The following is an 11884-nucleotide window of genomic DNA, read 5'->3' as shown; positions in this document are numbered from 1 at the left end:
GAAGGAGGGGGAGCGGTGTTCACCGCTCCCCCTCCTCTCATGGGGCCTTCCGTGGTCCCTTTCGTGGGGCCTGCCGCAGGACCTACAGCTGGGTCACGTCCAGCTCGCCCTCCGCGTACTGCCTGCGGATGACCTTCTTGTCGAACTTGCCGACGCTCGTCTTCGGCACCGCGGGCACGATCGCCCAGCGCTCCGGGAGCTGCCACTTGGCGATCCCGCCCTCGTCGGCGAGGAAGGCCTTCAGCGTCTCGTAGTCCGCCGTCGCGCCGTCCTTGAGGACAACGGTCGCGAGCGGGCGCTCGCCCCACTTCTCGTCCGGCACGGCGACGACCGCGGCCTCGGCGACCTCGGGGTGCGCCATGATCGCGTTCTCGAGCTCGACGCTCGAGATCCACTCGCCGCCGGACTTGATGACGTCCTTGGCGCGGTCGGTGAGCGTGAGGAAGCCGTCCGGGCTGATGACGCCGACGTCGCCGGTCTTGAGCCAGCCGTCCTCGCTGAACTTGTCGGCGGGGCGGATCGGCTCGCCGTCGACACCGCCGAAGTACGAGCCCGCGATCCAGGTTCCGCGCACCTCCAGCTCACCCGCCGACTCGCCGTCCCAGGGCAGGTGTTCGCCGCCGGGGCCGACCAGGCGGGCCTCGACGCCGGCCGGGAAGCGGCCCTGCGTGATGCGGTACGGCCACTCCTCCTCGGCGGTCAGCCCGGCAGGCGGGTGGGCCATGGTGCCGAGCGGGGAGGTCTCCGTCATGCCCCAGGCGTGGCAGAGGCGGACGCCGAGCCGGTCGTACGCCTCCATGAGGGAGGGCGGACAGGCCGCGCCACCGATGGTGACCTGCTTCATGGAGGAGAGGTCGCGCGGGTTGGCGGTGACCTCGGCGAGCAGGCCCTGCCAGATGGTGGGGACGGCGGCGGCGTGGCTCGGCTTCTCGCGCTCGATCATCTCGGCGAGCGGGGCGGGCTGCAGGAAGCGGTCCGGCATGAGCATGTTGATGCCGGTCATGAAGGTGGCGTGCGGCAGACCCCAGGCGTTGACGTGGAACTGCGGGACGACGACGAGGGTCGTGTCCTTGCCCGTCAGGCCCATCGACTCGGCCATGTTGACCTGCATGGAGTGCAGGTAGATGGAGCGGTGGGAGTAGACGACGCCCTTCGGGTCGCCGGTGGTGCCGGAGGTGTAGCACATGGCGGCGGCCGAACGCTCGTCCAGCTCGGGCCAGTCGAAGGTGGTGGGGCGGCCCGCGATCAGCTCCTCGTAGTCGTGCACGCGCGGCGTCACGCCGTCCAGGGCGGAGCGGTCGCCGGGGCCCGCGACCACGATGTGCTCGATGGTCGGGAGGTGGGGGAGGAGCGGCACGAGGAGGGGGAGCAGCGAGCCGTTGACGAGGACGACCCGGTCGGCGGCGTGGTTGACGATGAACACCAGCTGCTCGGGGGGAAGCCGCAGGTTGAGGGTGTGCAGGACCGCGCCCATGGACGGGATCGCGAAGTACGCCTCGACATGCTCGGCGTTGTTCCACATCAGGGTGGCGACGCGCTGGTCGCCGGTCACGCCGAGCTCGTCACGCAGGGCGTTCGCCAGCTGGCTCGCGCGGGCTCCCGCCTCCGCGAAGGTGCGGCGCTGCGGCTCGGGCTCACCCGTCCAGGTGGTGATCAGTGACTTCCCGTGGATCGTCATCCCGTGCTTCAGGATGCGGGTCACGGTCAGCTGTACGTCCTGCATGGTGCTCAGCACGGCGTCCTCCCGGTGGGCGCTACGTGGCAGTAAGGGTGTGGAGATTCTGCGCACGTACCGCTCGGTATGTCACTACCCGGGAGTAGGGAAATTGCCAGTGATTACTGGCGGATGTCGTGTCCATCGCGCGCGGTCACCGCACGGGGACCGCGCGCGGTCACCGTACGGGGGTCAGTTCCGGGTCCTCGCGGAGCTTGCCGAGGGCGCGGGAGACGGCGCTCTTGACCGTGCCGATCGAGACGCCGAGCACCTCCGCCGTCTGTGCCTCGCTGAGGTCCTCGTAGTACCGCAGGACGACCATCGCCCGCTGGCGGTCGGGGAGCTTCATGACCGCGCGCCACATGGCGTCGTGCAGCACCTGCTGCTCGGCCGGGTCCGGCTCGGGCAGCCCTGCGGGCTCCGGCAGCTCCTCACAGGCGAACTCGTCGACCTTGCGCTTGCGCCACTGGGACGTCCGGGTGTTCAGCAGGGCCCGGCGGACGTAGCCGTCCAGGGCACGGTGGTCCTCGATCCGCTCCCAGGCGACGAACGTCTTGGTGAGGGCGGTCTGCAGCAGGTCCTCGGCGTCGCAGGGGTTGGCGGTGAGGGAGCGCGCCGTGCGCAGCAGGACGGGCCCGCGGGCCCGGACGTACGAGGAGAACGACGGGTAGCCGGCGGTCGTCACGGCGGCCCCGAGGGCGGCCGTGGAGGCGCCGACGCAGACGGGGCCAGAGGGTGGCGGAGTCATGACTCCACGCTAGGAGCGGCGACTCCCCAGGGGATCGGCCCCAGGTCCCGACCCGCACTCCGCCTCAGGTTGTAGGGGTGGGGACGGCTGGACCTCCTGAAGGTGGAGAGCCGGCCACGAACACCTCAGGGTCGGACGGGGCCGGGGGCGTTGCGGGGGCGGGGCGGGGGCGGGCGCGGGTGACCGTGCGGGCGGGCGCGGCGCGGCGCCGGGTGGGTGACCGTGCGGGCGGGCGCGGCGTCGGGCGGGCGCGGCGCATGGGCGGGTGGCCGCTTGCTTGGGTGTCTGCGGGCGCGCCCGGGATCAGGCGTCGGCGCCCAGGATCAGGCCCGAGGTGGGGACCCCCGTGCCCGCCGTGACCAGCGTCCTGGACGCGCCGGGTATCTGGTTCACGGACGTGCCCCGCACCTGGCGCACGGCCTCCGCGATGCCGTTCATCCCGTGCAGATACGCCTCCCCCAGCTGACCTCCGTGCGTGTTCAGCGGCAGCGCGTCCGCCGCCACGAAGTCGGCCGCCTCCCCCCGGCCACAGAAGCCGAACTCCTCCAGCTGCATGAGGACGAACGGGGTGAAGTGGTCGTAGAGGATGGCCACATCGATGTCGGCGGGCGTGAGCCCCGCCGTCCGCCACAGCTGCCCCGCCACGACCCCCATCTCCGGGAGGCCGGTCAGCTCGTCGCGGTAGAAGCTGGTCATCGCCTCCTGCCGGCGGCCGGCTCCCTGGGCGGCGGCGACGATCACCGCCGCCGGTCGACGCAGGTCGCGGGCGCGCTCGGCGGAGGTGACGACGATCGCCTGGCCGCCGTCGGTCTCCTGGCAGCAGTCGAGGAGCCGGAGCGGCTCGACGATCCAGCGCGAGGCGGCGTGGTCGGCGAGTGTGATCGGTTTGCCGTAGAAGTACGCGGCGGGGTTACGGGCCGCATGCCGGCGGTCGGTGACGGCGACGTGCCCGAAGGCGTCCGGGGTGAGACCGTACGCATGGAGGTAGCGCTGGGCGATCATGGCGACCCACGAGGCCGGCGTGAGCAGCCCGAAGGGAAGCTGCCAGCCGAGCGCGGCGCCTTCGGCGGAGGGCTCGCGCTGCTGGACCCCGGAGCCGAAGCGTCGCCCCGAGCGTTCGTTGAACGCCCGGTAGCAGACGACCACGTCGGCGACCCCGGCGGCGACGGCGAGGGCGGCCTGCTGGACGGTGGCGCAGGCGGCCCCGCCTCCGTAGTGGATGCGGGAGAAGAAGGACAGCTCGCCGATCCCGGCCGCCTGGGCGACGGTGATCTCGGGGCTGGTGTCCATGGTGAAGGTGACCATGCCGTCGACGTCGGCGGGGGTGAGCCCGGCGTCGTCGAGGGCCGCCCGGACGGCCTCGACGGCGAGCGTGAGCTCGCTGCGGCCGGAGTCCTTGGAGAACTCGGTCGCCCCGATGCCGACGATGGCGGCGCGGCCCCCGAGACGGTCGCGGCTGCGGATGCTCATACGCCCGCTCCGTTCGGCCGCGGTTCGGACCCTGCCCCGAACGGCGGCGGAGACGGTGGCAGGTCGAGCGTCACCATGCCCGTGACGTGGTGACCGAGACCGTTCGCGCCGATCACCCGCACCTGGGCCGTGACCCCGTCGACCTCCGTCACCGTCCCCGTCAACGTCATCGTGTCCCCCGGGTAGTTGGGCGCCCCGAGCCGTATCGCCACCTTCCGGAGCACGGCGCCGGGGCCGAATTGGTCGGTGATGTACCGCCCCACCAGGCCGTTGGTCGTCAGGATGTTCATGAAGATGTCCGGGGAGCCCTTCTCCCTCGCCAGCTCCGCGTCGTGGTGCACGTCCTGGTAGTCCCGCGAGGCGACCGCCCCGGCGACGATCAGCGTGCGGGTGATCGGGATGGTCAACGGCGGCAGCGCGTCCCCGGCCTTCACGACAGGTCTCCGTTCGCGATCAGGTCGCCCAGTTCGGCGAGGAGTTCGGTGCCGCAGCCCAGATACGCGTCGAGCTGCCTGCCCCACAGGAAGTGCCGGTGGACGGGGTGGTCGAGATCGGCACCCATGCCGCCGTGCAGATGCTGTCCCGCGTGGACGACCCGCTTGCCCGCCTCGGACGCCCACCAGGCGGCGGTCAGCGCGTGTTCGGCCGCGGGCAGGCCCTGGTCGTACCGCCAGGCCGCCTCGTAGGAGGTGACCCGGATCGCCTCGGTGTCCATATAGGCGTCGGCTGCGCGGAGTTGGACGGCCTGACGGGTGGCGAGCGGGCGCCCGAACTGCTCCCGTACCGAGGTGTACGCGACGGCCCGGGCCAGCGACCCGGCGCAGACTCCGGCCTGGAGTCCGGCGAACGCGATCCGCGCGGCCGTCAGCACGTCCGCGCGGGCCCCGGCTCCGCCGAGCAGCTCACCGCGGGCGCCGTCGAGGACGAGCCGCCCGGCGGCCCAGGGCGCGGTGAGCTCGACGGGCGCCACGGCGGCCTCGGCCGTCGGGACGAGCCGAAGGGCGCCGTCCTCGTCCGCCACGAGGACGTGCGTGGCGTCCCTGAGCCAGGGCACCCATTCCACGGCCCCGGTGAGCGAGCCGTCCCCCGCCGCCCGGACGTGCCCGGCGGGCGGGAACGCGCCGGTCACCACCGTCGTACCGTCCCGGAGCCCCGGCAGCAGCCGCTCGCGCTGCTCGTCCGTGCCGTGCCGGACGACGGCGAGGAGGCCGTACACACAGCTCGCCGTGAACGGCACCTGGGCCGTCGTCCGCCCCTGCTCCTCGGCGATCAGCACCAGGCCGAGAAGCCCGGTCTCCTCGACCGCGCCCGGCAGTCCGGCCGCGCACAGGGCCTTCCACAGCCCGGCGTCCGTGTCCGTGCCGGCCGCCGCGAGCCGCTCGTGCGTGGCGAGATCGCCGAGGATCCGCGCCGCCAGCTCCTGGGCGGCGGTCTGCTCCTCCGTGGGCGTGAAGTCCATCTCAGCCCTCACCCCCGTCCTGCACCCGGAACACCGGCAGCTCCAGCTCGTCGTCCACGCGGAGGAACTCCAGCCGGACCGGCATCCCGATCCGGACCTTGTCGTACGGCACCCCGACCACGTTGCTGACGATCCGGACGCCTTCGGCCAGTTCGATCAGCCCGACCGCGTACGGAGGATCGAAGGCCGGGAACGGCGGGTGGTGCATCACCACGTACGAGAAGACGGTCCCCGAGCCACTCGCCTCGACGGCGTCCCACTCCCGCGAGCCGCAGGTGCTGCAGCCCGGCAGCCAGGGGAAGCGGAGCGTCGCGCAGTCCCCGCACCGCTGGACGAGCAGACGGTGGGCGGCGACGCCCTCCCAGAATCCGGCGTTGTCCCTGTTGACCACCGGACGGGGCCGCTTGGCCGCACGCTCGCCGCTTGCCTTCGGACCGGGTGCCGCCGGCGCGTACTTGAGGATGCGGAAGCGGTGGGTGCCCGCGAGCTCGCCGTCCGCCCGGACGTCCATCCGGGTCGTGACGAAGTACCCCGTCCCCAGCTTGGTGGTCTTGCGCTCCGACACCGACTCGATCACCGCGTCGAAGGTGATCGCGTCGCCGGGCCGCAGCGGCCGCAGATACTCCTGCTCGCAGTCGGTGGCGACCACGGAGGTATACCCGGCGCCGTCGAGGAGCGCCAGCAGCTCGTCGTACGCCTCGGAGCGACCGGTGTGCCCGGAGAGTCCGCCCATCGTCCACGCCTGGAGCATGGTCGGCGGGGCGATCGCCTCCGGTCCCGCGTACGCCGGGTCGGTGTCACCCATGGCCTCGCACCAGTGCCTGATCATGGGCTCGTTGACCAGGTCCTTGCCGACGCCCGCGGTGGCGGCCACCCGTCCCTCGTACGCCTTCAGCCCATCGTGGATGTCTTTCACCCCGTCGCGGATGCCCTTCACCGCCGCCCCCCTTCCCTCTTCGTACCGCTCATGCCGAGCCGCATCGTCGCGACGATCTCGCGCTGCACCTCGCTCACCCCTCCCCCGAAGGTGTTGATCTGCGCGGCGCGGTTCATCCGCTCGAGCTCACCGCCGTCGACCTCCCCCGGCGACCCCGCCCGCACCGTCCCCGCCCCGCCCGCGATCTCCTGACATATTCGGTACACCTCCACCGCCGATTCGGTTCCCGCGAACTTCACTCCGCTCGCGTCCCCGGGGGCCAGCCGGCCCGCCCCCACGTCCCCCACCAAACGCCAGTTGAGCAGGCGTGTCGCCGCCAGCCGGGCATGTGCCTCGCCCGCCCGGATCCGAATCCACGGCTCGTCAACGCGGCGCCGGCCCGTCACCGGATCGGGTGTGGCGGCCCGGCGGAGCACCGCCTGGTAGAAGTCCTCGGCCTGCATCCCGATCGCGGCGAGCGCGACCCGCTCGTGGTTGAGCTGGTTGGTGATCAGCCCCCAGCCGCCGTTCTCCTCCCCGACCAGGTTCGTGGCCGGGACGCGGATCCCGTCGTAGTACGTCGCCGTCGTCGTCAGCCCGCCGACGGTCTCGATCGGCGTCCAGGAGAACCCCGGGGCGTCCGTCGGGACGAGGATGATGGAGATGCCACGGTGCTTGGGGGCCTCGGGGTCGGTGCGGCAGGCGAGCCAGATCCAGTCGGCGTTCTGGGCGTTCGAGGTGAAGATCTTCTGCCCGTCGATCCGCCAGGACTCCCCGTCCCGCACCGCCTTCGTACGGAGCGAGGCCAGGTCGGTACCGGCCTCCGGCTCGCTGTACCCGATGGCGAAGACGGTCTCGCCGCGCAGGATCCGGGGCAGGAAGTACGCCTTCTGCTCCGCTGTGCCGTACCGCATCAGGGTCGGGCCGACGGTGTTGAGCGTGACCATGGAGACGGGCGCGCCGGCCCGGTACGCCTCGTCGAAGAAGACGAACTGCTCGTCGGGGCCGCGCCCCTGCCCTCCGTACTCCTCCGGCCAGCCGAGCCCGAGACGGCCGTCGCCGCCGATCCGACGGAGGAGCCGGCGCTGGCCCGCGGTGTCGGTGGGGGAGGGCGGGCCGTCGGGCATCACGTCACGGAAGTACGCGCGGAGTTCGGCGCGCAGCCGTAGCTGCCGCTCGGTCGGGGCGAGGTGCACGACGACGGCCTCCCGGAGGAACGACTATGGTTTCTGACTGTCCGTCAGATCACGTAGTCGTGTCAAGGTCACGGGAAGGCGGGCGCCTCGCACAGGGCCGCCACGCACGGACGGCCCGCGCCCGCCTCGACGGTGCGTACGGGCGGACAGCGCCGCCGCAACGGCGTGTACGGACGGAGCGCGCCGCCGCGTCGGCGCGTACGGGACGGACCGCGCCCGCCGGAAACGGCACACACGGACGGCCCGCGCCCGCCGCAACGGCGGCACACGCGGGAGCGGCCTGCGCGAAGCACCGAAGTGCCGCCGCGCAGGCCGCCGTTCACCCCTCAGTCATGCCCCCCGTCGGGCCGGACCCCAGTTGCCGTGGTGCCGGCTAGTACCACCAGGGATGGAAGTTGACGACCGCGTTCGACTGGCCGATGGAGGTGAACCCGGAGCCGTTCACACTCGCGGTGTTGTTCTGATTGGAGGCACCGGAGCCGGTGGCCACCTGCTGCGTGGTGGTCGAGTTGCCGAAGTTGTCGCCACCCACGCCGCTGCCGATGATGGTGGCGACGCTCGTGTTCGATCCGTCGTCCGCGAAGCCGCCGTTGTCGGCGTGCGCCACGCCGCCGAAGAGCGCGGCGGCGAGGGGCAGGGCGGCAGCAGCGGCGAGAACGCGGGCGGTACGGATGCTTGCCATGTGATTCCTCCAGAAACGGAACTGCGGCTGAAATCATGAAGTGCAGAAGCACTCAAATACGGCTTGCTCCAAGGCAGTTGGCCGACCGCCTCAGTCGTTGTGCTCGACGTCGCGACTCCAGAGTTGCCCACGCAATCCCCGGCGAACCACCCTTCAGCGGCTGATTCCCCCTCAAGCGTGAGGACAAGTCGATAAACCCCCTTCCCGCGCTCAAAAGCGCAGCTCACGGACGTTATGGCGAGGTCACGCCACCGGGAACCGCGCCACGGAAGGGAGGAAGCGTTCCGGCAGATTTTCAGCCAATCCTCCCCTCTTCCTTTCTTCGAACGCTTGTACGAAACTGAGTGCATGGCCACCTCCGACCGGCGCTCCGCCACCCTGGCCCTGGCCCACGCCCTGTCTGCGGCAGAGCGCGGGCTCCCCGTCATCCCCCTGTCCGCCACGAAGCTCCCAGCCCTGCGCTCACCGCACCGGGACGACCCGCACCCGGTCCCCTGCCACGGGGAATGCGGCCGACCGGGGCATGGAGTGCACGACGCGACCACCGACCTCGCCGCCGTACGCGCGTTGTTCGCCGCGGCGCCCTGGGCGACCGGCTACGGCATCGCCTGCGGCCGCCAGCCGCACCACCTCATCGGCGTCGACCTCGATGTGACCCACTCGGACGCCCCCGCGGACGCCACGGCCGAACTGCGGCACCTGGCGCTCCAGCACCTGTTCACCCTTCCGCCCACGGTCACGGTGCTCACCCCGAGCGGCGGCCGCCACCTGTGGCTGACCGGCCCGCCGGACGTCGTGGTCCCCAACTCGGCGAGCCGCCTCGCGCCCGGCATCGACATCCGCGGCGCCGGCGGCTACCTCGTGGGACCGGGCTCGGTCACGGCCAAGGGCGCGTACCGGCTCGCTCCGGACAGCGCGAACCTCGACCCGGCCCCCTGCCCACGCGCCCTCCTGAGCCTGATCGCGCCGCCCACACCACCCCCACGCCCCCACCACGACCCCACCGGCCCCCGCCACGGCCGGGGCCTGGTCCACTTCGTCCTGACGGCCCACGAGGGCCAGCGCAACACGCGCCTGTTCTGGGCGGCCTGCCGGGCGTACGAGAACGGCCTCGGCGACGCGCTCACGGACGAACTCACCACGGCGGCGATCCGCACGGGCCTGACCGAACGCGAGGCCCGAGCCACGATCATGTCGGCGGCCCGCCTGACGGCCCACTGACCAGGCCCGACGAAACGACCACCGCCCCAAGCCCGACCGACGCAGGGCCGACCGAACCGGCCACGGGCCCAGGCCGACCGCCCCAGCCAACGACCCAAGGCCGACCGCCCCAAGCCCGACCGAACCGGCCACCGCCTCAAGCCCGACGGCAGGCCGCGGACACGGAACCGGCCGCTCCCTCGCGGGGCGGCCGTGATCCCCTCCGGCCCTTCGGATGGCGCATCGGGCGGCCCGCCGAGATGTCCCCCTCGATATCTGGCAGCAGACTTGGTTCGACCCACTGTTTCTGCCGACCGGAGTCACCATGACGGACCTCAAGCTGGAGCAGAAGCGCTCACTGTCGCGCCTCGAAGCGGCCGACCAGCTCACCGCGCTCGCGGACGCGCTGCGCAAGGGCGGGGAGGCCGAACTGGAACTCGGCTTCGGGAGCCTGAGCCTGCGGATCCCCGACGATCTCCGGAGCGAGGTGGAGATCGAGGTCGAGGACGGAGAGATCGAGCTGGAGATCGAGTTCAAGTGGTCGACCGGCCAGTCCCGGAAAGCCCCTTCGCAAGCGGCGCCCGCCGAGGCCGAGGCGACCCCGACACCCAGGAGCGCACCCGCCAAGAAGGCGGCCACCCGAAAGCCGAGGAGCACGCCGGCGCGGAGCACCGGCACCGCCAAGACCACCAAGCGCGCGGCCAAGAAGACGGCCTGACCGCTCCACGGCACACAGCCCCGGAAACCAACCGCCCGGACAAGCCGACGGCCCCCGACCATCGATCCTGGTCAGGGGCCGTTCACATGCGGTGGGTGTGGGATTTGAACCCACGGTGACTCGCGCCACGACGGTTTTCAAGACCGTTCCCTTAGGCCGCTCGGGCAACCCACCCCGCGCCGGATCCCGTTCAGGACGGCGCGGGGGACAGCCTAGCCGGTCAGTTGTCGCCCGTGCGTTCGCCGAGGGTGACCGTGGTCTTCGCCGTCTTGCCGTCGCGCTCGTACGTGATCTCGACCGAGTCGCCCGGCTGGTGCGTCCAGATCTCGCTGATCAGCGTCGGGCCGCTGTCGATCTGGCGGTCGCCGAAGCCGGTGATCACGTCGCCCGCCTTCAGGCCTGCCTTCGCCGCCGGGCCGTCCGCGGTGACCGACGGGGTGCCGCCCGCGCCCTCGTCCGCGATCGTGGCGCCCGCTCCCTTGTCGGTCATGTTCACCGTCGCACCGATCACCGGGTACACCGGCTTGCCCGTCTTGATCAGCTGCTCGGCCACGTTCTTGGCCTGGTTGACCGGGATCGCGAAGCCCAGGCCGATCGAGCCCGCCTGGGTCTGGCCGAAGCCGTTGCCGGTCGACTGGATCGCCGAGTTGATGCCGATCACCGCACCGCTCGCGTTCAGCAGCGGGCCGCCGGAGTTGCCCGGGTTGATCGAGGCGTCGGTCTGCAGGGCGCTCATGTACGAGTTGCTGCCGCCGGAGCCGTCACCCGAGGCCACCGGGCGGTTCTTGGCGCTGATGATGCCCGTCGTGACCGTGTTGGACAGGCCGAACGGCGCGCCGATCGCGATCGTCGAGTCGCCGACCGCCACCTTCTCGGAGTCGCCGAGCGGCAGCGGGGCCAGCCCCTCCGGCGCCTTCTTCAGCTTCAGGACGGCCACGTCGTAGCCCTCGGCCCGGCCCACGACCTCCGCGTCGTACGTCTTGCCGTTGGAGAAGGTCGCCGAGAGCGTGCCGCCCTCCGCCGCCGACGCCACCACGTGGTTGTTGGTGACGATGTGGCCTTCCTTGTCGTAGACGAAGCCGGTGCCCGTACCGCCCTCGCCCTCGCTGTCGCCGGGGGCGCTGCCACCGGACTTCGCCTGGATGGTCACGACGCTCGGCAGCGCCTTGCCCGCCACCGCCGCGACCGTGCCCGGATCGCGCTTGAAGGCCGCCTGGGAGTCGCCCGCGGAGACCGTCGTCGAGCTGACTTCGTCGTCACCGCGCTCAGCCGCCCAGTAACCGATCCCGCCACCCACACCGCCGGCCACCAGCGCGGCCACGAGGACCGCCGCCACGAGTCCACCGGTCTTCTTCCGCGGGGCCGCCGGGGCGGGAGCGACGGGCTCACCCCAGGACGGCACGGTCGGCGGGGCCGGCGGCCAGCCACCCGCGCTCCCCGCTGCGCCGGCACCGGCACCGACGGCCGCACCCACAGGAGCCTCCGCGGGAGGGGTCACCGGCAGCGGTGCCGTGGCGGGCTCGGGCGCCGCCTGCGGCCCGGATGCGTCCACGGCAGGAGGTGCGGACGGAGCCGCGGGAGGCGTCGGAGGGGCGGGAGGGACGGACGGGGCATTCGGGTCCGCCGGAACCGCGCTGCCCTCGTTCTCGGTGCTCACAGCTCTCTCCTCGTTCACTGCACAGGTGGATGCCATCACTAGGGTGCTGCGCACAGCTTTTCCCACAGGACGTCAGGCCACTGTAAGGCGGAGCTGTGCGTCCGCACCCCATTCTTTATTTACG

General features: G+C 72.0%; 11 protein-coding genes and 1 tRNA gene. 2 read left to right on the top strand and 10 right to left on the bottom strand.

Going from position 1 to position 11884, the window contains the following annotated elements:
- Window positions 1-82: 82 nt before the first annotated feature.
- The 8 genes from ACFQ7Q_RS21165 to ACFQ7Q_RS21130 all read right to left on the bottom strand — a co-directional run bounded on the left by ACFQ7Q_RS21165 (window position 83) and on the right by ACFQ7Q_RS21130 (window position 8185).
- Window positions 83-1735 (bottom strand): long-chain fatty acid--CoA ligase, encoded by a 1653-nt coding sequence (locus ACFQ7Q_RS21165; RefSeq protein ID WP_383557423.1) that lies wholly within the window; start codon window positions 1733-1735, stop codon window positions 83-85.
- A gap of 157 nt (window positions 1736-1892) precedes the next feature.
- Window positions 1893-2462 (bottom strand): SigE family RNA polymerase sigma factor, encoded by a 570-nt coding sequence (locus ACFQ7Q_RS21160; protein ID WP_383557420.1) that lies wholly within the window; start codon window positions 2460-2462, stop codon window positions 1893-1895.
- A gap of 303 nt (window positions 2463-2765) precedes the next feature.
- Entirely contained in the window at window positions 2766-3932 is a 1167-nt protein-coding gene (locus ACFQ7Q_RS21155) for a lipid-transfer protein (protein WP_383557419.1), read from the bottom strand.
- On the bottom strand, window positions 3929-4366 hold the full coding sequence (locus tag ACFQ7Q_RS21150; protein ID WP_383557416.1) for a MaoC family dehydratase: 438 nt from the start codon (window positions 4364-4366) through the stop codon (window positions 3929-3931). Before ACFQ7Q_RS21150 ends, ACFQ7Q_RS21155 begins: the two co-directional genes overlap by 4 nt.
- The gene (locus ACFQ7Q_RS21145; protein ID WP_383557413.1) at window positions 4363-5391 is read right to left on the bottom strand and encodes an acyl-CoA dehydrogenase family protein; all 1029 of its coding nucleotides are present in this window, start codon (window positions 5389-5391) and stop codon (window positions 4363-4365) included. Before ACFQ7Q_RS21145 ends, ACFQ7Q_RS21150 begins: the two co-directional genes overlap by 4 nt.
- Window position 5392: 1 nt before the next feature.
- On the bottom strand, window positions 5393-6328 hold the full coding sequence (locus tag ACFQ7Q_RS21140; RefSeq protein ID WP_383557410.1) for a bifunctional MaoC family dehydratase N-terminal/OB-fold nucleic acid binding domain-containing protein: 936 nt from the start codon (window positions 6326-6328) through the stop codon (window positions 5393-5395).
- On the bottom strand, window positions 6325-7503 hold the full coding sequence (locus ACFQ7Q_RS21135; RefSeq protein WP_383557407.1) for an acyl-CoA dehydrogenase family protein: 1179 nt from the start codon (window positions 7501-7503) through the stop codon (window positions 6325-6327). The genes ACFQ7Q_RS21140 and ACFQ7Q_RS21135 overlap by 4 nt, the downstream gene beginning before the upstream one ends.
- 373 nt (window positions 7504-7876) lie before the next feature.
- A complete protein-coding gene (locus tag ACFQ7Q_RS21130; RefSeq protein ID WP_329118296.1) occupies window positions 7877-8185 on the bottom strand; it encodes a hypothetical protein in 309 nt (102 codons plus the stop codon).
- Window positions 8186-8533: 348 nt separating this feature from the next.
- Here ACFQ7Q_RS21130 and ACFQ7Q_RS21125 point away from each other — a divergent pair, with 348 nt between their 5' ends.
- Window positions 8534-9406, top strand: coding sequence for a bifunctional DNA primase/polymerase (locus ACFQ7Q_RS21125; RefSeq protein WP_383557405.1), 873 nt, complete (start codon window positions 8534-8536; stop codon window positions 9404-9406).
- A gap of 304 nt (window positions 9407-9710) precedes the next feature.
- Window positions 9711-10103: an amphi-Trp domain-containing protein gene (locus tag ACFQ7Q_RS21120; RefSeq protein ID WP_383557402.1), complete on the top strand. Its 393-nt coding sequence runs from the start codon at window positions 9711-9713 to the stop codon at window positions 10101-10103.
- Between the two features lie 89 nt (window positions 10104-10192).
- Here the strand turns inward: ACFQ7Q_RS21120 and ACFQ7Q_RS21115 are convergent.
- Window positions 10193-10277: transfer RNA gene (locus ACFQ7Q_RS21115), tRNA-Ser, on the bottom strand.
- 46 nt (window positions 10278-10323) lie between these two features.
- On the bottom strand, window positions 10324-11760 hold the full coding sequence (locus ACFQ7Q_RS21110) for a S1C family serine protease (protein WP_383557399.1): 1437 nt from the start codon (window positions 11758-11760) through the stop codon (window positions 10324-10326).
- Window positions 11761-11884 lie beyond the last annotated feature (124 nt).

The organism is Streptomyces sp. NPDC056527, assembly GCF_042794475.1.
Classification (GTDB): Bacteria; Actinomycetota; Actinomycetes; order Streptomycetales; family Streptomycetaceae; genus Streptomyces.
Note: the sequence above shows the minus strand (reverse complement) of the source record. Positions and strands in the feature narration are given on the sequence as shown.

What these genes read in the sequence shown, in the direction of transcription:
- ACFQ7Q_RS21160 (WP_383557420.1), bottom strand. Translation starts at nt 2,462, where the DNA reads ATGACTCCGCCACCCTCTGGCCCCGTCTGCGTCGGCGCCTCCACGGCC.
- ACFQ7Q_RS21155 (WP_383557419.1), bottom strand. Translation starts at nt 3,932, where the DNA reads ATGAGCATCCGCAGCCGCGACCGTCTCGGGGGCCGCGCCGCCATCGTC.
- ACFQ7Q_RS21145 (WP_383557413.1), bottom strand. Translation starts at nt 5,391, where the DNA reads ATGGACTTCACGCCCACGGAGGAGCAGACCGCCGCCCAGGAGCTGGCG.
- ACFQ7Q_RS21130 (WP_329118296.1), bottom strand. Translation starts at nt 8,185, where the DNA reads ATGGCAAGCATCCGTACCGCCCGCGTTCTCGCCGCTGCTGCCGCCCTG.
- ACFQ7Q_RS21125 (WP_383557405.1), top strand. Translation starts at nt 8,534, where the DNA reads ATGGCCACCTCCGACCGGCGCTCCGCCACCCTGGCCCTGGCCCACGCC.
- ACFQ7Q_RS21120 (WP_383557402.1), top strand. Translation starts at nt 9,711, where the DNA reads ATGACGGACCTCAAGCTGGAGCAGAAGCGCTCACTGTCGCGCCTCGAA.